The following is a 24828-nucleotide window of genomic DNA, read 5'->3' on the forward strand; positions in this document are numbered from 1 at the left end:
AGGTCGTGGTTTGCACCAAGACCCTAAAAATATAGAATTTAAAACCTACTAAGCGTATGCAACTGCATCTTTAGATGCCAGTTTAGTTGTTCCCATTAAGTATTCGTCTACCTTACGGCCAGCTTCTCTACCTTCTGAAATGGCCCAAACCACTAATGATTGTCCGCGGCGAACATCACCTGCGGCAAAAATCTTTCCGATATTGGTTTGGTAGGTGTGTTCAGATGCTTTTACGTTTCCGCGGTTATCTAACTCCACACCTAATTTCTCAATTAAACCTTCTTTTTGAGGATGTAAGAAGCCCATTGCTAAAAGTACGAGTTCGCATGGAAGATCTCTTTCGGTACCAGCTACTTCTTTAAAAGTAACCGGACGCCCGTTTGCATCAATTTCCCATTCTACATCAACTACTTTTAATGCTTTAAGGTTTCCTTTTTCGTCAGCAATAAAGTTTTTGGTATTTACCGACCAAGCCCTTTGTGCACCTTCCTCGTGAGAAGAAGTATTTTTTAGCAACATTGGGTAATTTGGCCAGGGCATATGCTCGTTACGTGCCTGTGGTGGCATCGGCATAATCTCAAATTGTGTTACTGATTTCGCCCCGTGACGGTTAGAAGTACCGATACAATCAGAGCCCGTATCGCCACCACCAATTACGATTACATTTTTACCTGTAGCCATAATATCTTCCGCTTCAACGGCTCTGCTCGCTACACGTTTATTTTGTTGTTTCAGGAAATCCATTGCAAAATGAACCCCTTTAGCAGAACGGCCATCAATTGGTAAATCGCGTGGAATAGTTGAACCGCCAGCTAGTACAATCGCATTAAAATCGCGTAACAATGTACCTATCTCAACATTCTCACCTACATTGGCATTACATTTAAAAATGATGCCCTCTTCTTTCATTAAATCAATACGGCGATCTACTACATTTTTCTGTAGTTTAAAATCAGGAATACCGTACCTCAATAAACCACCCGGAGCATCATCACGTTCGAAAACGGTAACTTCATGCCCAACTTTATTTAACTGAGCAGCAGCAGCTAAGCCCGCCGGACCTGAACCAATTACAGCCACTTTTTTACCAGTTCTGATTAATGGTGCTTTTGCTTTGATAAATCCTTTTTCGAAAGCAATTTCAATGATATGTTTTTCAATTTCCTCAATAGAAACCGGTGGACGATTAATGCCTAATACACATGCAGATTCGCATGGTGCAGGGCAAATTCTGCCTGTAAATTCAGGGAAATTATTGGTACTTAATAAAATATTGGCAGCTAATTCCCATTTACCTTGATAAACTGCGTCGTTAAATTCTGGTATCACGTTACCCAACGGGCAGCCTGACTGGCAGAATGGTACGCCGCAATCCATACAACGGGCAGCCTGATTGTTTAATTCTTTTGAGGGTAATTCATTTAAAAATTCCCCATAGTGTTTTACACGTGTTGCAGCCGCTTCTCTGGTGGGCGCAACTCTGTCGTATTCCTGAAATCCTGTTACTTTTCCCATGGCCTAGTGTGTTTTTACTTGTTGGTTACGTTTGCTTAAAACTGCTTTGTATTCTTTAGGGAATACTTTTACGAAATGAGCAGATTGAGTTTTCCAGTCGCTTAAGATAAACTCAGCTACCTTACTATCCGTTAGGCGGATATGCGTTTTAAGTAAAGCTAAAATACGCTCTTCATCTTCAGCTTGTAATGGATCAAGATCAACCATTTCTTTATTGCATTTGCGTGCAAAAGTTCCATTGGCATCATAAATCCAGGCCACACCGCCACTCATACCTGCAGCGAAATTGCTTCCGGTATCACCAAGAATCAGCACTTCGCCACCGGTCATGTATTCACAACCATGGTCGCCTACTCCTTCCACAACAGCTGTTGCACCAGAGTTACGTACGGCAAAACGCTCACCTGCTTTACCACGGGCAAATAACTCGCCGGAAGTTGCGCCATAAAGGGCTACGTTACCGATAATGATATTTTGTTCTGGAATAAAAGTGGAGTTGGAGAAAGGGTAAATCGCTAACCTCGCACCTGATAAACCTTTACCCACGTAATCGTTTGCTTCACCTTCCAGTGATAAGGTTACCCCACGGGTATTGAAAGCACCGAAACTCTGTCCGGCCGAACCTACAAATTTAAAGTTGATCGTATCCGGAGGTAAACCAGCACCTAAATGAACTTTAGAGATTTCATTCGATAACATGGTACCCAATGCACGGTCGGTATTTTTCACTTCGAAACTGGCAAATACAGGTTCGTTATTGTCAATAGCAGGCTGTGCAGCAGCAATTAATTGATGATCTAAAACATGATCCAAACCATGATCCTGACCCTCTGTATTAAATAAAGGCAAGCCATTTTCCTCTGCTTTATATAAGATAGCTGACAAATCAAGATGTTTCAGTTTCCAGTCTTCAGCAGGCAGTTCGCGTACTTTTAAAATGTCAGCCTGACCGATCATTTCGTGGATGGTTCTGAAACCTAATTCAGCCATAATCTCACGTAATTCCTCGGCAAGGAAATGAAATAAGTTTACTACATGATCAGCATCGCCGGTAAATAACTTTCTTAATTCCGGATCTTGTGTTGCAACACCAACCGGACAAGTATTTAAATGGCATTTACGCATCATAATACATCCCGAAGTTACCAGGGCTGCTGTAGCAACCCCCCATTCTTCGGCGCCTAATAATGCAGCAATAGCGATATCTCTACCTGTTTTAAGCTGACCATCTGTTTGTAACACAATACGGTTACGCAATTTGTTTTTAACTAATGTTTGGTGTGCTTCTGCCAAACCTAACTCCCATGGTAAACCAGCATGTTGGATAGAGGTTAAAGGAGATGCTCCCGTTCCACCATCAAAACCAGATACCAGAATCACATCAGCGTGCGCTTTAGCAACACCCGCGGCAATGGTACCCACACCAGCTTTAGAAACCAATTTCACATTGATTCTTGCGGCACGGTTGGCATTTTTTAAATCAAAAATCAGCTGGGCCAAATCTTCGATCGAATAAATATCATGATGCGGTGGAGGTGAAATTAAACCAACCCCTGGCGTAGAGTGACGAACTTTTGCAATCCAGTCATCCACTTTGTGTCCTGGTAATTGACCACCTTCTCCCGGTTTAGCTCCCTGAGCCATTTTAATCTGTAACTCATCAGCATTGGTTAAATAATAACTCGTTACACCAAAACGTGCGGAAGCAACTTGTTTAATGGCAGAACGCATGCTATCGCCATTTGGCAATTTCGTATAACGCATTTCATCTTCACCACCTTCGCCGGTATTGCTCTTGCCACCGATACGGTTCATGGCAATAGCTAAAGTAGAGTGTGCTTCATGAGAAATTGAACCGAATGACATTGCCCCGGTTGCAAATCTTTTTAAAATTGCCTCAGTTGATTCTACCTCACTTAAAGGTACTGAAGGGCGACTATAGTTGAATTCGAACAATCCACGGATGGTGTAAGCTTGTTGTGTTTGCTCATTCACCAATTTAGAGTATTGTTTAAAAATATTGTAATCGTTTTTACGTGTTGCGTTTTGTAACAAGTGAATGGTTTGCGGATTAAACAAATGCGCTTCACCTTTACGGCGGAATTTATACGTTCCGCCTGCTGGCAACAAGTTTTCGGTTTGTGTTACGGGGCCAAAACTGCGGTGATGTTTAATTAACGTTTCTTTTGCAATTTCATCCAGCCCTAAACCACCAATACGTGAAACCGCACCGGTGAAATAAGTATTCACTACTTGTTTATTTAAACCTAAAATTTCGAAAATCTGTGCACCTTGATAAGACTGCAAGGTAGAGATGCCCATTTTAGAGAAAATTTTAAGTAATCCACTGTTTACTGCGTAGATATAGTTTTTAGTCAACTGCTCAACGGATAAACCTGACTCTTCTTTAAACTCATTAATGGTTTCTAAAGCCAGGTAAGGGTTAATTGCGGTAACACCAAAGCCCAATAAAGTGGCAAAATGATGTACTTCCCAGATATCGCCAGCCTCTATCACAATACCTACCGCACCACGGTATCCTTTGCGGATTAAATGATGGTGTACAGCAGAAACGGCCAATAAAGAAGGCATTGCAGCATGCTCAGAGTCAATAGCCCTGTCAGTTAATACAATTACCTGGAAACCATCCTCAACCGCATCAACCGCATAACGGCACAAACGGTCTAAGGCTTTTGCCATAGCGCCGGGCTTGCCATCAGCCCTGAAATAAGTCTGTAAAGTTTTCGCCTGGAAAACACCTGTATCAATACTTCTTAACTTCTCTAATTCCTGGTTGGTTAAAATCGGATGTTTAATGGCAACGCAATGTGCTTGTAATGGATTTTCTTCCAAAAGATTGCCATTACTACCCATAAAACTAGCCAAACTCATCACCACCTTTTCACGGATAGGATCTATCGGCGGATTGGTTACCTGGGCAAATAACTGCTTAAAATAAGATGATAAATGCTGGGGACGTTTTGATAATATAGCCAGCGGAGTATCCGTACCCATTGAGCCAATTGGTTCTTTGGCTTCGATGGCCATTGGCTTAAGCAAAAGATCAATATCTTCCCTGCTGTAACCAAAAACCTGTTGATATTTAAAAATAGACTCAGTAGATAAGCCGGTGAACATTACACGTGGCTCCGGTAATTCCTCCAAACGGATCTGGTATTGATTAATCCAATCGCTATAAGGGCTTTTACCACAAACTTCTCCTTTAATTTCGTTATCGCTGATAATTCTGCCCTGCTCCATATCCACCACGAACATTTTGCCTGGCGTTAAACGGCCTTTTTCGATTACAGTACTTTGATCGATGGCTAATGCACCAGCCTCAGACCCCATAATTACGCGGTCATCTGAAGTAATGGCATACCGGGAAGGACGAAGTCCGTTACGATCTAAAGTTGCACCGATTAATTTACCATCGGTAAAAGCAATGGCAGCAGGTCCGTCCCATGGCTCCATTAAAGTAGCGTGAAATTCGTAGAATGCCTTTTTAACAGGATCCATATCTTCATTGCCATCCCATGCCTCCGGAACCAACATCATTAATACATGAGGCAGGGTTCTTCCAGAATGAAGCAATAATTCAATAACATTATCTAAACAGCCTGAATCTGAATTCGTTTCGTCAATTACAGGCAGTAACATATCCAGTTCTTCTGGTGTAAAGTAAGCAGAAGCAAAAGACTTAACGCCTGCCCTGAACCAGTTTAAATTTCCTTGCAAAGTATTAATCTCACCATTATGTGCAATAAAGCGGAATGGTTGTGCTAACCTCCATGAAGGGAAAGTATTGGTTGCAAAACGCGAGTGAACCAGGCCTAAAGCCGAAACCATGCGCTTATCAGAAAGATCGGTAAAATAGGTACGTACCTGTAAGGAAGTTAGCTGACCTTTGTATATAATGGTTTGCGCAGAAAGCGAAACAATATAAAAGTCTTTACCACCATGAACGGTGTTTACGATCAGTTTAATCAGGTAATTTTTAAAAATATAAAGTTTACGTTCAAAATCAGCACCTGGCGCTACCGCATAAGGACGAGCGATAAACACCTGCTCAATTTCTGGCTCAACAGAAAGGGCCATATTGCCAATATCCGTTGTGTCAACATCAACTTTTCTAAAGCCTAAAATTTCCAGGCCTAGTTTTTCGGCGGCACGGTAAATCAATTCTCTGCACTCTTCTCTGGATCTGATATCCTTTGGCATAAATAACATACCAACACCATAATTATTGGTTTCAGGTAAGCTAAAGCCAGCTTTTAAACATTCGTCGTAAAAAAATTCGTGAGGAATCTGAATCATAATACCTGCACCATCGCCTGTATTTGGTTCTGCTCCACATGCCCCTCTATGATCTAGATTCTCTAAAATAGTAAGTGCATCAGAGATGATTTGATGCGATTTTCGCCCTTTCACATGCGCAACGAACCCAATACCGCAGGCATCGTGTTCAAATTGCGCATCGTACAATCCACTGTTTGGTTCCATTCTTTGCTCGTTAGTTGTTAGTGTATAGGAAACACTAAGATATAAAAAACAAACCTTAAATTACAGAGTTGACATGATTTTTAGAATAATTTTAGTCCTTAGGTAATATAAAGTGTTTCTATTAAAAAAATGACAATTATTCATTTAAAAAATTACCATATTGACAATGATAATATTATACAATTAATTCATTTTTTAACCCAAAATCAGACATAAATCGTTTTAATTATTGATTTATTAATGAATATTTAATTTAAATACAAATACCTCATACATGAAGTTATTTAACTTGCATTTCCTCCTGTTGTTTAAAAATACACATTTCAATTTTATTAATTTACTAATCAGCCACATAGCCTAAAAGATAAAAAAAATGCAAAAATGCATTTCGTGAAACAACTTCTTTTTCTACCTTTGTGGCCGGGCAAGTCTTTTACGACCAGCTCCCTTTGAACTCCCCCAGGGTGGGAACACAGCAAGGGTAGAAGGTTGTAGCGGTGCGATAGAAGGTGCTTGCCCTTTTTTTTACCCCCTAACCCCCTGAAGGGGGGATATTAAATTCTTCAGGGGTTCTAGCAGCAGAACCTAATAATCATTTTAAGAATTTATAAACATGAAATTTTTTATTGACACAGCAAATCTTGATCAAATCAAAGAAGCACAAGATCTTGGCATTTTAGATGGCGTAACCACCAACCCTAGCTTAATGGCTAAAGAAGGTATTACCGGCGAAGAAAATGTAATTAACCATTATAAAGCGATTTGCGATATCGTTGACGATAATGTAAGTGCTGAAGTTATTGCGACTACTTTCGATGAGATTGTTAAAGAAGGTGAAGCTTTAGCTGCTTTAAACCCTAAAATTGTGGTTAAAGTTCCCATGATTAAAGATGGCGTTAAAGCCATTAAATATTTCTCTTCAAAAGGAATTAAAACCAATTGTACTTTAATTTTCTCTGCCGGACAAGCTTTATTGGCTGCAAAAGCAGGAGCTACTTACGTTTCTCCGTTTTTAGGCCGTTTAGATGATATTTCTAGCGATGGTTTGGTTTTAATTGAAGATATCAGGACTATTTTTGATAACTACGGTTACGAAACTCAGATTTTAGCTGCATCAATCCGCGGACCATTACACATTGTAAACTGCGCAAAATTAGGTGCTGATGTAATTACTGCACCATTAGCTGCTATTGTAGGCTTATTAAAACACCCACTAACAGATAGCGGTTTAGCTACATTTTTAGCTGACCACGCTAAAGCTGCTGGCAAATAAGAATAATAAAGTCGAAAGTCTTTAGTCCTAAGTTTTGAGTCGGGTTTCCGGTTTAAGACTTAGGATTTTTTGTTTTATGGGCACCTTACGAAATCTCAATGGGCAAGCGCGTGGAAGGATTTCGTAAGTATGAGTAGGAAAATCGTAATAGAATTTCAGAAGCTTACGACTGACGAAGTTACCCACCACTCCTTCCCTTTCTAAACTTCGTAAGTCATTGCGATTTTTTTGGAGCGCAGAAACAGTGCTAATCGGTTTCTGTAGTCCCGCTCATTATATTCCGGTAAATGTTCGATAATGACAAATTTATCGGAAACCGGAATGCCATTTCAATCAGGGCTAGGTGGCCAGGGCATCTTACGAAATCTCAAAGGGCGAGGGCATGGAAGGATTTCGTAAGTATTGGGCAAGGAAAAGCGCAGTAGAGATCACAGGCTTCTGACTGACGAAGTTACCCACCACTCTTTCCCTTTTCTAAACTTCGTAAGTCATTGCTGCATTTCTGCGTTAACGATGGAAACGGCATCCTTTTTGGCTGTCATCCTGAGCGTAGTCGAAGGACAGCCAAAAAGATATAGTGTACAGCGTGTTAAAACGCCCAAATCATTGAAATAGATAATGTAAGGTGGATGATGGGCAAATTGCAGGTTACATCTCCCATATTACATTTTCCATATTATATCCTTTTTTGACCATTAAGAAGTTAAGATCATTAAGGTTGTTATGGGCGATTTGCTTATTCCAAACTCCTAACTCCGGACTCTAGACTAAAGACTAAAGACTCACGACTAAGGACTTCCTTAATCTTCTCATAACTGATCTGCTCATCAGGTTCAATCAGAATACCCTTCACTCCTGCCCCATTTGCGGCTTCAACGTCTCTGGGTTTATCACCGATCATGACAGATTGTGCCGGGTCGATATCGTACATGTCAATGGCATCTAAAATCATTCCGGAAGCTGGTTTTCTGCATTTGCACTCACCGCCAACAGTTGGGTGATGCGGGCAATAATAAAAACCAGCAATATCGGCTCCTTTAGCCACAAAAGCATTGCGGAGCATTTGGTGCATAATGGCCAGTTCCTGCTCGGTATAGCGCTTTAAGGCAATGCCACCCTGATTGGTAATTACTATGAGGAGATAACCTTCATCAAATAGTTTTTTTAATACTGGAATTTGATAATCTAAGATTTTAAAATCTTCAACACGGCAGATGTAATCGTAAATTTCGTGGTTAAGTACACCGTCACGGTCGAGAAAAATAGCTTTGTTCATTATTGAGATATGAGATTTGAGAAATGAGATTTTAGACTCAGATCTCGTTTATAATTCGCCAAAATAACTGAAAATTAAGGACAAAAGAAAGCCCAATCTTTAATGCGATCGGGCTTAATCATAAAATTTATTTGGTTCTGGTTATTTTAAATTCAATCCTGCCTTGTGGCCTTTTATCGCAAAAAACAGGATATATAAGTAACAAGGCAATACGGTTAAAAGATAGGCCAATTGAAAGTTAACATGTAATTTTTCATTTAAAAAAGCGTATAGAAGTGGCATTATGGCTCCTCCAGCTATCCCCATTACCATAATCGCCGAACCGATTTTGGTAAATTTACCTAAGTGGCTAATGCCAAGCGGGAAAATTGCCGGCCACATGAGCGAATTGGCTAAACCCAATAAGGCTACAAAAATTACGGCAAACCAACTCGAAATGGCAAAAGATAAAATGGTAAAGATAATGCCTAAAATGGCGCATATTCTAAGGGCTTTTTGCTGAGAGATATATTTGGGAATGGTAACGATACCAATAATATAGCCGATTAACATACTAAACAATGTAATTGAAGTTAATTTACCACTAATCTCGGTGCTAATCCCTAACTCGCGACCATAAATACCAATAATATCACCAGCCATCACTTCTGCACCTACATACACAAAAATACAAAGGGCGCCCAGGAATAAATGCGGAAACTGGAATATACTTTGATGTTTTACAACAGCGCCTTTACTTTCATCTATAACATCCTCTTCAACCTCTACCTCAGGTAAATCAGTAAATTTAATAAAAACAGCAAAAACGCAAAAAACGATAGCTAAAACAATATAAGGCATATTTACACGACCCAAAACATCGTTCAATAACTGCTCGTGAACAGCGCCGGTTGCCGCTTTGATCTGTTTCTCTACTTCTGAGGCATTTTTCAAAAACAAACTGCCCATAACCAAAGGCACAATCATTCCGGCAAATTTATTACAGATCCCTGCAATACTGATGCGTTTTGCAGCACTTTCTATTGGGCCAATAATAGTTAAATACGGATTTGATGCTGTTTGCAGCAAAGCCAATGCGGCTCCCTGAACAAAAATCCCGGTTAAGAACAAGCCAAAAGTCCTGGTTTGGGCTGCAGGTATAAATATCAACGACCCCAGTCCTAAAATTACCAGACCTAAAATAATTCCATTTTTAAAACCCACTTTCTTCAGGATCCATGAAGATGGCAGCGCCAGAAAGAAGTAAGCCATGTATGATGCAAAGGTTACAAAGAAGGCCTGTAAGTTTGATAATCCGAAAGATAATTTAAAAAAAGGAATTAAGGTTCCATTTGCCCAGGTTACAAAGCCAAAAATAAAGAATAGGGCGCATATAATAATAAGCGGTTTCGGCCCTTGCGCTTGCCCCGGTTTTGTTGTTTGTTGCATAAAGTTTTGGTTCGGTTTATTTGATTTGACCAAACTAAACAATAATATTTAATAAAAATCGATCAAACGTTTGCGTAATTTCAACTTTGACCAAAAAGGGCTTTCGTTAGTGCTCAAGCACATAAAACAGGTATGCTCCAGACCGGTATCAATAGCAGTTTTCATTCTCGAAATTACCTGGTAACCTTGCAATATTCAAAAGGAAAGAATCTTGTACGTGTTTTGCCCTTTCCTCTTTTTACCTTTATGGTATTGGCATTATGATATGGAGCGTGTTAGCAAAAAAATAGCGCAATAAAGGAAGCGGGCATGGGTTAACATTAAATCAGCGCAATAAAACTGTCAAATCTATTTTAAAAAGTAGAGCTAAATAATTAATTTACCTATAAATCAATACACTAACACCTTTCTCGATTTTTTATTTGCATGAAACAGTGTATAACCGTATATTTGCACCACTTTAAAGGAAACGGATAACGTTTTTAAACAAAGTAGATTCCGTAGCTCAGCTGGTAGAGCATTACACTTTTAATGTAGTGGTCCTGGGTTCGAATCCCAGCGGGATCACAGAAGATAGTATCAAAACTACGTAAAAGCTTGCAAATCAAACGATTGCAAGCTTTTTTTGTTTTACCGGAAACACCAAAATATGCAATAAATCGCATAAAAAATTGAGTGATTCGGTGAGTAGTTTTACAGAGTGGCATTTTAGGCATATATCTGAGTTAGTCTATAAAGAAAGAATTTGATGCACCTGACTCCCCTAAACTGCGACCTGAACGCCTTGATCTTAGCATTAAAAGATTCTGCAGAAGCATTTGTCGACCTGTTATCGAAATAATTTAAGATAGTTTCGGAATGGTTCTGAATTGATCTAGAAATAGTGCCAAATGCCTTGAATCCTGCTTGTCTAACTTTTTCGTGCCATTTGGCCAACTTGGCCAGGCCCAGTAGCTTTTCAGTTGTACCATCGAATATTTGGCTCAGCTCCATGCTCAATGAATAAGCTTCATTAAGGTCTGGGTACCTTTCGAATAATAACGCTGCCCGTTCTTTTTGGTTTGGCGTCCATTCGAAAGCTTTTTTATACAGTACATACCTGCTCCTGGCAAGAAGCTGTTTGAGGGAGTCCCCATTATGAAAAATTTCGGGACTAAAGGTGCTGTTGTGTTTTTTGGCATGTTCAATTGCCCCGTTCTCCATATCGATCGCATCCCATCGGTATCTGATCCTGATCTCCTGAACAGCTTCTGTTGCAAGTTTTTGAACATGGAAACGGTCAGTTACCCTTACAGCACAGGGAAAACATTTTTTGGCGATGAGCTCCATATTCCCTGCCATGTCCAGTGTGATCTCCAAAACCTTTTTGCGTTCCCTTTCTGGGATTTTATTAATAATGGAAATTACTGCTTCGGCTTTTGTACCTGCAACAACGGCTATGATAGCCCCCTTTTTACCCTTTGCTGCCTTGTTGGTCAGGACCGTATAAAGCTCACCATGGGACAGGCTGGTTTCATCTATGGAAAGGTACTTACCCAGGTTATGGGGATAAAGTAGCCATTTATCGGCATGTTTTCTCTGTTCCCATACTTTAAATTCGCTTAGGTAATCGCGGTAGTGGCGCAACAGTTTTCTGCCATCCACACCATAGAATTTGCCGATGGTATGGATATCATTCGGTGCTGTATCGATTGATCTCTTTTAAAAAAGCCGCGAATTCCCCTGTCATTCGCGTCCCTTTTTCAACTAATGTCCAGTTCCGGTACATTAACATACCCGTTTCGGTGTTGATCCATCTACGGCGTTTGATGTGCAAAAACACCTTGTGCCCACGGATAGGGAAATCCTGGACACTTATCTCAGGGAAAAAGCCCTTAGATAGTAATTTGACCGGTCCCCAGTCTAATGGTGGGGTTTTGAACTCTTCAAGATGGATATGGAAAATGTCTGAGTCTTCGATAACTCCTGTGAATTCAAAATTTTCCAATATAAAGTCTGGCAAAAATAATCTAAGTAATGAACTAATGTCCGATGGCATATATAGAGATAAGTATAAAATACAAAGATATTTTTTTACTAGTGCTCCACAACTTTTGGCATTGATCCTGGCATACTCACTAAAAACGATGTAAGTTGTTGACTTACATAAAGTTAAATTATTAAACGCCTTAATACGATTAGACTGCAAGGCTAAATTGTTAACTTTAAATCAGTCGATTATGAAAACTAATTTCAGTCTGCTCTTCTACCTGAAGAAACCAAAAAACTATCTTAAAGGTGCTGTTCCTGTTTATCTAAGGATTACCGTTGACGGAAAACGTGTGGAAATGTCCGCCAGTAGAAAATGTGAGCCGGAATTGTGGAACATCAGCTCAGGCACCATATATACCTGTTTTATGGCTGTCTGTTCCCCCTTTTTGGCACAAAGTTCAGTAAAAACAATACAAATTTCCTGAATTCGTCTTACCTGCCATCAATTCGTTAATTCGACCTTTATACCATAATTTAAAATTAAAAAAATGAGGAAGACAATTTTAATAACCGGAGCAAGCAGTGGGTTAGGAAAAGAAACGGCAAAACTATTTCAGAGAGAAGGTTGGAACGTTATTGCCACAATGCGTAAACCTGAAAGTGAAACGGAATTAAATCTATTAGAAAATGTTCTGGTAACCAGACTGGACGTTTTGGATTTAGATTCTATTGAAACCGCGGTAAATAAGGGGATCGAAACATTTGGAAGGATTGATGTCTTACTTAATAATGCGGGTTATGGTGCCTATGGTCCTTTAGAATCTTTTTCAAGAGAGCAAATCATCCGTCAGTTTAATACAAACGTGATTGGCCTTTTAGATGTTACCAAAGCATTGCTACCACATTTTCGTGGAAATAGCAGCGGCACAATCATTAACATTTCTTCTATTGGAGGCAAAATGGCATTTCCGTTAGGAGCGCTGTACCATGGAACTAAATTTGCTGTGGAAGGCATTTCTGAATCCTTGAAATATGAAGTTTCAGAATTTGGAGGTAAAGTAAAGATCATCGAGCCAGGTGCTATCACTACTGACTTTACGAGCCGTTCACTTGATTTTAGCAACAATGAGACTTACACAGAATACCAACCCTTTATTGGAAAAATCATGTCAGCTATGCATTCCTTATTTCAAAATGCTTCACCGGCAAGTGTTATTGCTAATGTCATTTACCTGGCAGCTACAGATGATACTATGCAATTGAGATACATAGCAGGCGAAGATGCGGAATTTATGATCGCAAATCACAAGCAGAATGATGATGAATCTTTTGAGGCAGGAATAAAAGCCCAATTCGGAATTTAGTCCCATTAACCTGATTATTGGAACCATTGCATTGGTAACGGCTTCAATAATCACCATATTTACGAAAATCCCTATGACATGATGAGTAAAATTATTCATTTACAAACGATCTCAGAGATATTTTTACTATTCGGACTTGGTAGCGATATCCACCATCCTCTAGTTGGCGTGGTAGACTTTAGCAAAGTGAATCAGCAAATAGACTGTGAAATAAAAATGTCTGCAGATTACTACTCAATCATGTTTAAAAACTACCCTGATAATAAAATCAAGTATGGTCGCAAGATCATTGATTTTCAGGATGGTAGTTTAATCTGCATGGCACCCAATCAGGTCCTTGAAATTGACAATAATGAGCAAGCGTCAGAAAACATAATGGGTTGGGGATTATTCTTTCATCCTGATCTAATCCGGGCAACCTCCTTAAATGACAAAATGAAGGACTACAGCTTTTTTTCTTATGAAACTTCCGAAGCGCTTCATTTGTCCGAAAAGGAAAAGCATGTGTTATATGACTGCATATCCAAAATTAACACTGAACTTGAAGAAAATATAGACGTACATAGCCAAAACATTATCGTTTCCACGATTGAATTGCTGCTCAATTATTGCAGCCGTTTTTACGGACGGCAATTTATAACAAGGAAGAGTTCCAATAATTCAGTTCTCGTTCAGTTTGAGAAAATCCTCACCGAGTATTACAACCTGGACAATAAAAAAGAAAAGGGCTTGCCTACTGTAAAATACCTATCCGAAAAGGTGCATTTATCACCTGGATATTTAAGCGATTTACTCAAAAAAGAAACCGGTAAAAATACCCAGGACCATATTCATTTTTATTTAATTGAGGAAGCTAAAAGCAAGCTGATAAGTACAAATAAATCTGTAAGTGAGATCGCATATGAATTAGGCTTTGATTATCCTCAATACTTTAATAAACTATTCAAACAAAAAACAGGGAAAACTCCTATCGAATTCAGGAATATGAATTGATGCTAGCAATGAAAAAAGAATAATAAAAATCAAGAGAACGTTTTGCAGATTAAGATATCTTCAAACTTATTAGATATAAATAAGTGGTTCGGCATAACACAATTGAATTATTATCATTAAATGGTGAGGTACTAACGCAGTTATTTTTTAAGCTTTGTGATCTGCTCATACCAAAATCATATTTGATTTCATCTTTGTATGCGTTGACTTAGATCCATACCTTTTTTCTTTTCTCCTTGTATCTTGATGGTTCTACTGGGGTGTCTTGTGGCGCTATGTAAACGGTTCCATAAGGATACTTAGCAGATCAACGCCCAGCTTTCCGGTTGTTCCGATAATAGAAATCCTTGAAAAATATTTATCAAAGCATTTTTAATGACTTCTAAACCTTCCTATCATGAAAGTGATTAAATTTCAAAATGGTAATGCAAAAAACATATCCTATCTAGAAGATGAATTTTAAATTGAGTTACCAATTGATTACAGAAATTTTTTAATTGAGAACAATGGAGAAAATCCAAAATTTATATCAGTTAATCTTCCTTTTTCAGATTGGCAATGCGTTCCTCAAGCTTAGCTAGTACAACTTACCACAACAATTAAAAATGAAAATCCAATGCACTTTGGAATAATCTATTGTAAGAAGAACACTGAATATAACACCGCGATCAGGAGTAGTATTGAAAGCAAGCATGCTCCGACTAGCCTGTCATTCTTTGAGTTGCGATTGATTATATAAACACTCAGAATAATGCCAAGTAGTGCAAATATTGCATAGACAGCTTTCATTGATTATTCGGGTTCATTGAGTGAAGATATGTAATATCCCGATTAGTCACAACATACTATTCTTAAGAAGAAATTATTAACTTCTGGATATTAATAATTATCGTATCGCCAATACCATCATAAAATGGCACACATCACCAATAAAGATTCTATCATAAACAGTATATGGGCATGCATCTTATTACACTCATTGGCGAATTTCGTTCATTTGTGAAGAATAGGAGAAACAAACAGTTTCAAAAGAAAATTGTATCTATGTAGCAGATCAAATGCACGTTTATGAAGCCTGTTAAAATTGTAGCCATCCTGATCATCTTAATTTCATTAGTGGGAGGTTACCTGATCTTTAAAAAAACCCAGTATAATAATGCACATGAGGGCATCAACTTAACATCGGAGGTAATTAACTACCCCTACAGCAGATACTGCTTCAGTAAAGGAAAGATTTATTTTAACAAACCCGGATTAGGTTACTTTTGGGTAAAAGGTGCTGATTTAGCTACCTTCCTGCCTCTAAAGGACTTGTCATATAAGGGGAACATGGGAAAAGATTCCCATCATGTTTTTTTCAAGGCAGATAAAGTAGCCGGCTTGAGGCCCGCAACGACAACGTATTTAGGCAATAATTTTTGTAGGGATGGACGAAAGGTATTTTACGCCAATATGGAGATGAAAGAAGCAGATGCTGCCACCTTTGCCCATTTGCGTGGCTATTATGCCTTCGATAAAAATCACCTCTATTACAAACAGAACATCATATCGGGAGCTGATGTAAACTCCTTGCACCAGATGGAATATGGACCCGATGGATCGGCACAGGCAGATGAATACATTTCCGACAGGAAGAATGTATTTTTCAAAGGCGTAAAAATCAAGGGAGCAAATCCATTAAGATTTAAGGTATTGAATTCACCAGATGACCAAGCACAATATGCCTTCGACGGGAATCATTATTTCAGCGATCAACACATTATATCTGCAGAAAAGCATAAGCCTGAAAAAGGTGGCTTAAAACTGCTCTCCCTTGACGGGGATTTCGGCCGGCACCCGATTTTTTACAGCGGAACCGATTTTTATTGCTATGATAACCAACGTCATGAACTTGTTTCTATGGGGAGCCTTGATAATACTGCGCCATTGACTACGATTGACAATGGCATTTACACTGACGGAAAACAGGTATATTTTACATTTGGCAAATGGAACAAAACGGGTGGGCGCATGCCACGCTACACCGGGCACACAACAGGTATATGTGCTGTGGATGGAGTTGATGCCAGAGATTTTAAGCCTTCAAGTAGCGATGTAACTATAGAGGGTACAGCAGGAACAATTTACCATTGCGGCAGCCAATACTATTTTCATCCTAAATACAGAAACAACGGTAACTACCATCAGGCTTTAATGATTATTGGAACAGATGGAAAAATAAAGGAGCTCCCAATAAAAAATGCCTTGTCTAAATCCATCGATGACTATGAAGGCCCTTCCATATTTAGTAGGGAATTTTATAGGCGTTTATTTAATCCGGATTGGGACGACCATGCCAGCTTATAACGTAAAAAACATGACGTTCAGCATGAATACTTTGAACATTTAAATCGCTTTTTTTTTGCTAATGGAACCTATAATAGAAGATTTAGAGCGAAAAAAATTCATCTTAAACATAGTGCTATAATCAAGATGAATTTTAATTAAACTACCTTGAAAAGATTGTCTATGATAAATTTAAACCTTATCCTATAAAAGGAAGAGAAATCTATTCCCTTTTAGGCAAGCCATAAGTTTCTTCAGCACTTTTTATTCCAGATTTAACCAATGGTAAAGGAAATATAGACGATAAAAAACCTGCGGTTAACAGCTACAATAGAAATAATCAAGATTACGCTTCCTTTCAAAGGTTTTTTAGGTTAAACGATTTCTTCGATTTTTATGATAAAAACAATAAATAGCCTTTAGATAATAATGAATTAAGGCCAAAGAATATTTTAAAACAATATATTTATATATGAAAAGGAACCGTCTACTAATTATATGTTTAAGCATCAGTTTTTTTGTGAGTATATTAACAAGTTCTTGCACCTCTGGGTTAAATGACAGGCAAAAATTATTTCTTGATTACGCAAAACTGGAGGATAAATATCACGGCACCGGATATTATCATAATTTCGACTTATATGACGTAAACACAAAAGCTCCAGTTTATATGGATAGCGCTTTCAATATTGCTCGTTTTAAAACAAAACTTTTAAAAAACTTCAAACTGATTGATAATGGTGGTGAGTTTACGGCAGATTTTGGAGGCCTGGAACTTCAGTACCCTCATCAATTGGTGATGATAAAAAATGAAAACGGCACTGTAAGTACAAAGCTCTCTGTTTTTGTACCCGATAAATATTACAAATTTTCTGTCGATAAAGATGATCTCGGCAAATCCATCATGAAAGATAGTGTTGAAGTAACCCTACTCGACATGACAAATGATGGCGCAACCTTAATGATCGAAAATAAAGGCATGAGACAGAGTTACGACTACACATATGACAATGTTGACAAGAAAGATTTTAGTGAAAAAGAAAAATATAAAGAACCAAAATTGCCCGGATATCATAACTATTTATTTATTGGCGAACAGGTAGATTCACCGAACATGCCTACAACGAGCAATAAAGATAATTTAATAAAAAAAGATTTTTCTCGCTTGGCCATCACCTTATCCAACGAAAAAGGGAAGACGCTGGAAAGCAAAGGTGATATTAATGATTTTAGACATTATTTATGGTACAGAAATAATGACATGCCCTACCCCGAATTAACTGCTAATTACGCTGACATCAAACAGAAGTACAAAGAATTGGATGAAGACACATTGCATAAATTTCATCCGATTTATATCGTAACACTTAGAGCAAGCGGCAAGGTTGGTAAAGTAGATTTCTTTTTAAGATCAGATAAAGGACATATAGAAACAATCGATATTGGCGATGTCATTACTCAAAAAAAAGAAAATCAGTCTACTGTGATCCCACAAAATGAAATACTGCCCATTGCAAACATCACTAAAGATAACATGGGTAAATTATTGAAGATAAATTGTACAACAGTATCCGGGAAATTAAATGAACCAGACCAGATCCTGATTTATGCATCACTGCCGCATAGTTACAATGCGAGAAGCATGAGTATAAGCTTTAGTGATATCAAACTTATTGGAGATGCAAAAGACACCACTGCTGTGAATGAATCTGAAGACGGAGACGATTATTTTGATGTAGGTTACAATAATCAGGGCAGTAATTTAAGTGCGATAAAGTTTTCGCCCAATCAGCAAATTGCAAAAAAAGTTGTCGGAAAAATAGCTGTGGATGTCGCCTATTACTACGATAAAACTTTTACCCTCCATAATTTACCTAAGTGGATAAAAATAGATAAAGACGGCACAACTTTAAGCTTTTACAATAATGAACCTGCACTATTGACATTGGTAGAATTTTTAGTGTTCGGAAAAGGATCCGCAACAATACCAATGGATATTCTCGTTCAAAAGTACGACGATGCAACTAAACTGCTTACCAATAAATATGCTACAAAAGTAAATCAAATTACCATCAGGTTTAAAAAGACTGATAGTGGTTTGAGCGAAGAAATTCCTTTTGAATTGGATATTCCGCAGGCAAAAAAAGAAGATAAGAATTAATTTTTCGGGTATGGAGTCGAAAAGCGGCCAGGCTGTTTTGCTTTTTTATTCCATCATTGATTAATTTAAAAAAAACGAAGTAGCATCACGTGTGTGAATAAGTTAACACTAAATGATAATAAAAATGTTATTCAATAAAACACAAGTAATTATGAGAAAGCAATTCATTATCGTCTGTTTAGTTTTAACTGGTATATTTAACGTTGCCCAGGCACAGGAAAACTTACAAATAGCATGGCCGGGTGAGTACAAATGGAAAATAGGTTCTGACCAAAAAAGTGGAAATACGCGTATGGTTGAACTGTTAGCTGGAAATGAGTCTTTTAAAAACTGGACCATCATCGGCACCATGCTGTCGTTGATGGGATCTACATCCGTTTCCGTAGAACAGGCCATGAACGCGACCTATAATCGAACCCTAAAAAACGCCCCTAAAGCAAAGCTCAAAATGATTGAAAAGGGAACCAAATCGGGTTCGCCCTGGATATTGTTCCGCATCGAGTCGCCAAGGTTCAACAATAGCGCCATCCCCGAGTCGCAACTCTATTACATCATTCAGGGTAAAAGTGCTTTATACTCCAATTTCGTAGCTGTGAAGCAACCCACCCTGAGTGTGCTGTTCGTAGAAAAATGGGCTAAGGTTTTTAAAAATAGTATGTTGGTGAGTAAATAACGGAGACTGCAAAAGTGATCACCTCGTAGATGACACTTCCTTCGTAGCATCAGTACAAGATCATAGGTTATAAACCAGTTTTATCGATTTTATGACCAAATCGTCCTGGTTTTACTTTCACATCTCCATCTATCCATTCTGACTGGACATAAAATTGACCATGATCTTTGATTAAAATAAATTCGGGGTTCATCCTTTTACCTGTTTGATAGCCAGATACATTTTTAAGATGAGTTAAAATTAGTTTAGAACCCTTTGCTGTAGCGCTTAACTCATCAACAAACGCCATTTGGAAACCTTTTCCTTCCGCGGTAATCTTTTTGTTTGTGATCTTGATGTCTAATTCCCAGCCTGCGTTTTGCCCGGCGATATCGCCATAACTGAAATAGGCGGAATATTTGCCGACCCAGGTTGATGGGATTGCCGCATCGGTACACTCAGCTTTTTGTTCGTATGGCTGTTCGGCGTTATGATCGCTGTAACTTGTTGCAAAAAATGAACTTGCAGGAGCCTGAATTGCATCTTGACTCACCGTTTTTTCCCTGCAGCTGCTCAATATGATCAAACTTGCTGCGCTGATTAAAAATACCCTTTTCATGGATTTAAAACAGATTAAGTCTAAAAATGATTTAATTAATTTTCCACTACCTCAACGTTGTCAATAAAAGCTATCGGCCTATTCTCTTAAAAAAACCTGTACCTACCCTATTTAATCATATAGAAAGTGCTGTTTTATTTTTTGTGGTTAATCAAATCCATAACAATCAACGGCTCCCTGGCAATCGCCATGCTACAAAATCTATTGAAAGGCCGAAGTAAAACCATGGAAATATTTTCAATTTCCAAAAAAAAATTAACCAGCAGCTAAACCATTTTATAATTTTCGGTGCCTTTTTAATGATATTGCTAACTACAACTCAAACATTTAAACCATGTTGCTGTTATGCTATCAATCTTATATAAACGAAATCATTATGAAAAACAAAATTACCCATTTAGCACTTAGCGCATTGTTGCTTGGCTCCGTATCATTTGCATCGGCACAAATTAAATTAAATTCCAAGGGTATTGGTGCGCTTGAAAAAGGCGTAAAGGCCGCAACTTTCTCAGATGCAGACGCATCGAGGCTTGCTAAAGAAGCAGTGGGTTACATGGATACGCACAATACTGTAGCGTCGGAAAAAGATCCATATACCATTAGACTTAAAAAAATATTCGCCAAACACAAGAATGAAGGTGGATTGGCGCTCAATTTTAAAGTGTATAAAGTAAAAGATATCAATGCTTTCGCATGTGCAGATGGTAGTGTGCGCGTATTTTCATCATTGATGGATATCATGACCGACGACGAATTGTTAGGAATTATCGGTCACGAAATTGGACACGTTGCCAATAAAGATTCTCGTGATGCAGTAAAAAGTGCTTATAAAAGAGAAGCAATGATGGATGCTGCAGCCTCGCAATCTGGCGTAGTTAACAGCTTATCAGAAAGTCAGTTGGGGAGTTTTGCTATCGCGATTTTAGATAGCAAATATAGCCGTAAACAAGAAAGTGAAGCCGATGAGTATGCATACAATTTCATGAAGAAACACAACTATAAAGTAACAGCCCTGGCCAGTGCATTTAATAAGTTTGCTGAAATGGAAAATTCTTCAGGTACCAAAAAGAGCAATTCAGAAAAGATGCTAAGCTCACATCCAGATAGCGCCGACCGTGCTGCGAAAGTGCTTGCAAGAGCGAAAAAAGATGGCTTAGCAGGATAGATACACTGTGAAGTCTTTTTTTTTAGTTACACGCTTTAAAATTCTGCTAATTAAAAAATACTTCCGCTCATAACGGCAATTTAAAGCTGGCAAACCTAAGGTTTGCCAGCTTTTTTTTAGTGATCCTAAAACTCACCCTATCACGCATGATGGCGCTTTAAACCTTTTAGAGGAAATCACTATTGGGAAATGGCACATTACTTCCACCACTGTCGTTTTTCTTCAGTTATAGCCGCTTTACTGGCCGGGCGATTATCATTAGAGATTGCGCTTACATAATTCTGCCAGCCATACTTTTCATATTGTGGCGGAACCGTGATGCCATCAATATCGCTAAACGGAGAATCATAGATAGTAATATCACCCAATTGCAGCTTTTGCGATTGTTTACTGCCATTTGCGATCCAATTGCCGCTGAACTGATTGTGGCCTTTATAAGACATTATACCATTACCTGAACAAGCTATTTTCAATCGTTCTTTTACATTCACATTAGCTTCCCCCCGAACCGCTTAAATTTATCATGCCTTCTTTGTTAACCAAATCAAATGCATTAAGATACATCATATCCCTCTTTAGTTATGATTTTACTAAACTGACGAAGTGTGTGCAATTCTTTCTGCTGAGCATTTGCTGCCAATTCACTGAACAAGACAAGCTCTCACCATCTAATTATTTTAAATAATCATCATTATTTATACCTCTTTTGTTTTTCTTAATCGCCGACTTAAGACCTCCAAACTTATAGTTTACGCTAAAATTGAATCTTCGGAAATTGTTTCTGAAATTGTAATCTGAGACAAAATCCGGCGTAGTAAACCTGGTATACCAATTTCTGTACCTTTCAAATGGATTACTAACAGAGGCTGATAGGGAAAGACTTTTATTAAAAAACTTCTTATTTAAACTAAGTGAAGAATTGTATGATGATCTTGATTTCCCCTGAAGATATATTTCAGGGCTATTCGTTCCGAAATCCAAAGAAATGCGGAAGTCATACTTTTCTAAAAACTTGGAAAACGAAACATTTGTATTCCCTTTAAACCCCCGGTTAGAAGCAAAATGTCCGTTTGATGTGCCATTAAGCCATAAATATGATATTCTACCATTGGCATTTACGGTAAAACCTGTTGCTATAGGGTAGCTGAAACTTAGGTTGAAACCTAGATCATCATTTTTTCCGATATTTTGATAGGTATATCTTGTTACGGAATCTTTACCCAAGGCAGCGACCTCTTGAACTGAGTTATTGGCAAAAAGATAATTGACCGAAAGATTTAAAGAGCCCTTTTTAGAATTACTATAGGTTAACTCAAAATTATGGTTTAAAACCGGTAGTAAGTCGGGGTTTCCGGTTTCCCAATATAGGGTATTCGATTTATTTTCAAATGGATTAAGTTGCGTAATACCTGGTCTTTGAATTCGTTGGGTATATCCTAATGTTAGGTTGCTCTGACTTCCAAAATTTCTTTGAAAAACTACAGTTGGAATAAAATTGCTATAAGTACGGTCCACTTTCGAATTAACGGATATAAAATCAGCATTAATTGTCGTAATTTCAAGGCGCATACCTGCTTTAACGCCCCATTTCTTGAACTTTAAATGATAACTATTATAAAAGCCATAAACGTTATTTGAATATTTAAAGGAGTTAAGTGTATTGTTAGACACATCATCTTCGCTTCCAGGCACAAAACTTTTATAGCTAAAATCGCTATAGTTATCCCTTAATATCGCTTTTGCACCGCCCTCAATATTCAAAGACTTAAAGGGGTGTACATAATCCAATTGGATGGTCTGTTCTTTCGCTCCCGACTTATTGAATTGCCCCCTGTCATTTTCAAGATAATTGAAACGTTCAGTTGCAATACGACCGTTATTTTCCGTATAATTGGATTCGTTGTATTTGTAAGACGCAGTTAAAAACTGGTCTTTCTTCCCGGGAAATCCTAATTGATAATTTAGTCCAAGATCTTTTCCTTGCGTATGATCTTTCCCCGAATAATCAATATGATAGGATTGTTCAATAACACGCTGACTATTCATCAAACTAAAAAATTGATCACTTTCCTGGAGATTCTTGTTGTTGTTTAAGCCTAATGTACCTGTTATTAAATTAAGGGAGTCAATTTCGTAGCTAATTTCTACATTTCCATACAAAGCATTTCTTGAGTTGGTCATCACTCCCTGTTCAGTAGAAAGTGTATTGATGAACGATGTGCCTAATTGGGAATTTTTAAAAGTTGAGGAGGGACTATCTTGCCAATTGCTCCCAAAAAAGCCATTAATTCCAATTTTGTTAGATTTTAAGGTAAGCGAACCACTTACACCCCTTTGATTTAAAGTGTTATAAGATGTACCCAGGGATGCATTATAACCTTGTTCTATTTTTTTATTAGTGATGACATTTATTATTCCTGCTATGCCTTCAGCATCATATTTAGAAGGAGGATTGGTAATTACCTCAATACTTTGGATGGTATTTGCTGGCATAGTCCTAAAAACATCTGACGGGTTATTTGCTATGAGTGAAGATGGACGCCCATTAATTAAAACCCTGAAATTAGTGTTGCCTTTTACTTCTATTTTATCGTCACCAGTTACCGATACCATGGGAACTTTTCTTAATAAATCCAAAACACTTAGAATATCCTTTTCCGGGTCTGATTGCACATTATATGTCAAACGATCAATTTCCTGCTTAATTAGCGGCCTGGACGCGGTTACTATAACTTCTTTCAATTTGGTTGAAGATGTAGTGAGTGTAATATCAGGCAATTGGATTACTTTATTGTCGGCCAATGTAAGTGAAACAGACAGACTATCCATCCCTAAAGCGTATATTTTAACTAAATAATCTCCCTTTTTGCTGGCCGCAAGTTTAAAATTTCCGCTGGTATCTGTTTGGACAGTCTGGATGGTTTTATTAATATCCAGCTGAATTAAACTTACTGTAGCAAAGGGTAAGCCCTGTTTGTTGATGTCAATAACACGGCCATCTATTAAATATCCCGTTTGCTGGTTATTTCTTTCCAATAAAATATTGCCATCTATCTGTCTAAAAGAAAAAAATGTATTGTGTAATAATTCGTTAAGCGTTTCTTGCACCGTTCTTACCCGAAAAGGCAAATTTAGGCTCTTAAGCGCTTTAACATCTGCCTTGCGGTAAAAAAAGCGGAGGCTTGTTTGCCTTTCGATTTTTTCAAGGCCGCTGATCAAACTTTCATACCGTAAGCCAATAGATACCTTTTCTGTAGACATATCTTGCCCTCTACCCGGCTTAGCGATCAGCACTCCGAACGTTGTTGACAACAAAATAACTACTATTCCACTTACGCGCATCAATTGACGGGTTAATAATTTATTACACAGTTTATTACCGGTTAAAAAGGCACACAATGCCACCGGTTTCTGCTTTTTTGCAGAAATATTCATACTTTTATATGTTTTAAGTGATTACCAAATGATTTAAAACCCCGGTTTCCGGGACACCTGTAAGCCGATGGCCGTCGGCTTGCAGGTTCTATTCTTGCTACTATACTTCCTGGAGTACAAATTAGCCCTGAATGCTATTATTTTTCCT

The 24828-nt window shown here is 38.2% G+C and carries 17 protein-coding genes, 1 tRNA gene and 1 other RNA gene; 10 read left to right on the plus strand and 9 right to left on the minus strand.

The genetic code is table 11. The features are described 5' to 3' along the window. Window positions 1-48 precede the first annotated feature (48 nt). A complete protein-coding gene (locus tag ACUN24_RS18535; protein WP_445563847.1) occupies window positions 49-1515 on the minus strand; it encodes a glutamate synthase subunit beta in 1467 nt (488 codons plus the stop codon). 3 nt (window positions 1516-1518) lie between these two features. Then, window positions 1519-6018 carry a glutamate synthase large subunit gene (gene gltB, locus ACUN24_RS18540; protein WP_445563848.1) on the minus strand — a complete coding sequence of 1500 codons (4500 nt, stop codon included), beginning with the start codon at window positions 6016-6018 and terminating at the stop codon, window positions 1519-1521. A gap of 422 nt (window positions 6019-6440) precedes the next feature. Here gltB and ffs point away from each other — a divergent pair. Both ffs and fsa read left to right on the plus strand, forming a co-directional pair. Next, window positions 6441-6540: signal recognition particle sRNA small type (ffs, locus tag ACUN24_RS18545), an RNA gene on the plus strand. Between the two features lie 91 nt (window positions 6541-6631). Continuing rightward, a complete protein-coding gene (fsa, locus tag ACUN24_RS18550; protein ID WP_121287853.1) occupies window positions 6632-7291 on the plus strand; it encodes a fructose-6-phosphate aldolase in 660 nt (219 codons plus the stop codon). A 736-nt stretch (window positions 7292-8027) separates the two neighbouring features. Here fsa and ACUN24_RS18555 read toward each other — a convergent pair. Together ACUN24_RS18555 and ACUN24_RS18560 are read right to left on the minus strand one after the other, a co-directional pair. Beyond that, the gene (locus ACUN24_RS18555) at window positions 8028-8567 is read right to left on the minus strand and encodes a D-glycero-alpha-D-manno-heptose-1,7-bisphosphate 7-phosphatase (RefSeq protein ID WP_445563849.1); all 540 of its coding nucleotides are present in this window, start codon (window positions 8565-8567) and stop codon (window positions 8028-8030) included. Window positions 8568-8708: 141 nt separating this feature from the next. Further along, window positions 8709-9995, minus strand: coding sequence for a sugar MFS transporter (locus tag ACUN24_RS18560; protein ID WP_445563850.1), 1287 nt, complete (start codon window positions 9993-9995; stop codon window positions 8709-8711). Between the two features lie 494 nt (window positions 9996-10489). Between ACUN24_RS18560 and ACUN24_RS18565 the strand changes: the two genes are divergently transcribed. Beyond that, window positions 10490-10562, plus strand: a tRNA-Lys gene (locus tag ACUN24_RS18565). Between the two features lie 141 nt (window positions 10563-10703). Here ACUN24_RS18565 and ACUN24_RS18570 read toward each other — a convergent pair. Further along, window positions 10704-11639: an ISAon1 family transposase gene (locus tag ACUN24_RS18570; RefSeq protein WP_445563851.1), complete on the minus strand. Its 936-nt coding sequence runs from the start codon at window positions 11637-11639 to the stop codon at window positions 10704-10706. A 28-nt stretch (window positions 11640-11667) separates the two neighbouring features. After that, window positions 11668-11982 (minus strand): ISAon1 family transposase N-terminal region protein, encoded by a 315-nt coding sequence (locus tag ACUN24_RS18575; protein ID WP_445563852.1) that lies wholly within the window; start codon window positions 11980-11982, stop codon window positions 11668-11670. Window positions 11983-12214: 232 nt separating this feature from the next. On the opposite strand from ACUN24_RS18575, the gene ACUN24_RS18580 reads away from it, so the two are divergent. From ACUN24_RS18580 to ACUN24_RS18605, 6 genes are all read left to right on the plus strand, one after another. Beyond that, window positions 12215-12451, plus strand: coding sequence for an Arm DNA-binding domain-containing protein (locus ACUN24_RS18580; RefSeq protein ID WP_445563853.1), 237 nt, complete (start codon window positions 12215-12217; stop codon window positions 12449-12451). 63 nt (window positions 12452-12514) lie between these two features. Continuing rightward, a complete protein-coding gene (locus ACUN24_RS18585; protein ID WP_445563854.1) occupies window positions 12515-13330 on the plus strand; it encodes an SDR family oxidoreductase in 816 nt (271 codons plus the stop codon). Window positions 13331-13408: 78 nt separating this feature from the next. After that, window positions 13409-14323, plus strand: coding sequence for a helix-turn-helix domain-containing protein (locus tag ACUN24_RS18590; protein ID WP_445563855.1), 915 nt, complete (start codon window positions 13409-13411; stop codon window positions 14321-14323). A 1068-nt stretch (window positions 14324-15391) separates the two neighbouring features. Further along, the gene (locus ACUN24_RS18595; protein WP_445563856.1) at window positions 15392-16669 is read left to right on the plus strand and encodes a DKNYY domain-containing protein; all 1278 of its coding nucleotides are present in this window, start codon (window positions 15392-15394) and stop codon (window positions 16667-16669) included. A 451-nt stretch (window positions 16670-17120) separates the two neighbouring features. Continuing rightward, window positions 17121-18809, plus strand: a complete 1689-nt coding sequence (locus tag ACUN24_RS18600) for a hypothetical protein (RefSeq protein ID WP_445563857.1) — start codon at window positions 17121-17123, stop codon at window positions 18807-18809. A gap of 151 nt (window positions 18810-18960) precedes the next feature. Beyond that, window positions 18961-19482, plus strand: a complete 522-nt coding sequence (locus ACUN24_RS18605) for a hypothetical protein (protein ID WP_445563858.1) — start codon at window positions 18961-18963, stop codon at window positions 19480-19482. A 67-nt stretch (window positions 19483-19549) separates the two neighbouring features. Here the strand turns inward: ACUN24_RS18605 and ACUN24_RS18610 are convergent, their stop codons facing one another. Next, window positions 19550-20080 carry a hypothetical protein gene (locus tag ACUN24_RS18610; protein ID WP_445563859.1) on the minus strand — a complete coding sequence of 177 codons (531 nt, stop codon included), beginning with the start codon at window positions 20078-20080 and terminating at the stop codon, window positions 19550-19552. A gap of 376 nt (window positions 20081-20456) precedes the next feature. Here ACUN24_RS18610 and ACUN24_RS18615 point away from each other — a divergent pair, with 376 nt between their 5' ends. Beyond that, window positions 20457-21245, plus strand: coding sequence for a M48 family metalloprotease (locus ACUN24_RS18615; RefSeq protein WP_445563860.1), 789 nt, complete (start codon window positions 20457-20459; stop codon window positions 21243-21245). Between the two features lie 197 nt (window positions 21246-21442). On the opposite strand, the gene ACUN24_RS18620 is transcribed toward ACUN24_RS18615, so the two are convergent. Together ACUN24_RS18620 and ACUN24_RS18625 are read right to left on the minus strand one after the other, a co-directional pair. After that, on the minus strand, window positions 21443-21718 hold the full coding sequence (locus ACUN24_RS18620) for a hypothetical protein (RefSeq protein WP_445563861.1): 276 nt from the start codon (window positions 21716-21718) through the stop codon (window positions 21443-21445). Between the two features lie 199 nt (window positions 21719-21917). Then, window positions 21918-24680 carry an outer membrane beta-barrel protein gene (locus tag ACUN24_RS18625; RefSeq protein ID WP_445563862.1) on the minus strand — a complete coding sequence of 921 codons (2763 nt, stop codon included), beginning with the start codon at window positions 24678-24680 and terminating at the stop codon, window positions 21918-21920. Window positions 24681-24828: the final 148 nt, after the last annotated feature.

It is taken from the genome of Pedobacter sp. WC2501 (assembly GCF_052682415.1).

Coding starts and splice junctions, on each gene's coding strand:
- ACUN24_RS18535 (WP_445563847.1), bottom strand. CDS start 1,515: ATGGGAAAAGTAACAGGATTTCAGGAATACGACAGAGTTGCGCCCACC.
- gltB (WP_445563848.1), bottom strand. CDS start 6,018: ATGGAACCAAACAGTGGATTGTACGATGCGCAATTTGAACACGATGCC.
- fsa (WP_121287853.1), top strand. CDS start 6,632: ATGAAATTTTTTATTGACACAGCAAATCTTGATCAAATCAAAGAAGCA.
- ACUN24_RS18555 (WP_445563849.1), bottom strand. CDS start 8,567: ATGAACAAAGCTATTTTTCTCGACCGTGACGGTGTACTTAACCACGAA.
- ACUN24_RS18560 (WP_445563850.1), bottom strand. CDS start 9,995: ATGCAACAAACAACAAAACCGGGGCAAGCGCAAGGGCCGAAACCGCTT.
- ACUN24_RS18580 (WP_445563853.1), top strand. CDS start 12,215: ATGAAAACTAATTTCAGTCTGCTCTTCTACCTGAAGAAACCAAAAAAC.
- ACUN24_RS18585 (WP_445563854.1), top strand. CDS start 12,515: ATGAGGAAGACAATTTTAATAACCGGAGCAAGCAGTGGGTTAGGAAAA.
- ACUN24_RS18590 (WP_445563855.1), top strand. CDS start 13,409: ATGATGAGTAAAATTATTCATTTACAAACGATCTCAGAGATATTTTTA.
- ACUN24_RS18595 (WP_445563856.1), top strand. CDS start 15,392: ATGAAGCCTGTTAAAATTGTAGCCATCCTGATCATCTTAATTTCATTA.
- ACUN24_RS18600 (WP_445563857.1), top strand. CDS start 17,121: ATGAAAAGGAACCGTCTACTAATTATATGTTTAAGCATCAGTTTTTTT.
- ACUN24_RS18605 (WP_445563858.1), top strand. CDS start 18,961: ATGAGAAAGCAATTCATTATCGTCTGTTTAGTTTTAACTGGTATATTT.
- ACUN24_RS18610 (WP_445563859.1), bottom strand. CDS start 20,080: ATGAAAAGGGTATTTTTAATCAGCGCAGCAAGTTTGATCATATTGAGC.
- ACUN24_RS18615 (WP_445563860.1), top strand. CDS start 20,457: ATGAAAAACAAAATTACCCATTTAGCACTTAGCGCATTGTTGCTTGGC.
- ACUN24_RS18625 (WP_445563862.1), bottom strand. CDS start 24,680: ATGAATATTTCTGCAAAAAAGCAGAAACCGGTGGCATTGTGTGCCTTT.